This is a genomic window from Staphylococcus sp. HMSC055C03 (assembly GCF_001809385.1).
In the GTDB taxonomy this organism is placed as follows: Bacteria; Bacillota; Bacilli; order Staphylococcales; family Staphylococcaceae; genus Staphylococcus; species Staphylococcus simulans.
In genome coordinates this window covers 43642-44370 of the sequence record NZ_KV797505.1, presented here as the reverse complement: position 1 = coordinate 44370, position 729 = coordinate 43642, and the positions used below count along the sequence as shown (strand labels likewise).

The following is a 729-nucleotide window of genomic DNA, read 5'->3' as shown; positions in this document are numbered from 1 at the left end:
TTGTTGAACCATCTGGTTGAACAGCTGTTTCAGTAATTGTGATTGACTTACCGTCCACGCCGTCTTTCGCTTTTGGAATAACGACTTTAGATCCATCATTGAATGTGATTTCTGTGTTGCCATCTTTATCAGGTTGAACACTTTGAACCGTAATTGATTTACCATCCGCACCGTTTTGACCTGCTTCACCTTGTGCACCTGCGTCACCTTTATCGCCTTTTGCGATTGTGATTGAAGTACCATCTGAGAACGTTACTTTAGTATCGCCTTCTGGTGTTTTTTCAGTGCCTTGAACCGTAATAGACTTACCGTCTGCGCCATCTTTCGCTTTTGGAATAACGACTTTAGATCCGTCACTGAATGTCACTTCAGTATTGCCATCAGGTGTTTGCGTTGAACCTGTAACTGTTAATGGTGTCGCATCTTTACCTGCTTCACCTTGTGCACCAGTATCACCTTTCGCACCTTTTGGAATTGTGACTGATGAACCATCTGAGAATGTCACAACAATATTACCTTCAGCATCAGGGGCAGTTTTATCAACTGTAATTGATTTACCGTCTTGTGCTTTAGGGATTGTTACTTCATGGCCATCTGAGAAGACAACTTTCGTGCTGCCATCTGGTTGAACTTCAGAAGATTTAACTGTCACGGATGTTCCGTCTGCACCATTCGCACCAGTATCACCTTTATCGCCTTTTTCACCTTTTGCGATTGTGACTGTAGTAC

Annotated in this window: 1 pseudogene; it reads right to left on the bottom strand. The window is 42.9% G+C overall.

Features of this window, described 5'->3' with window-relative positions:
- A pseudogene (locus HMPREF2603_RS13415) lies at window positions 1–729 on the bottom strand (hypothetical protein); the annotation flags it as partial.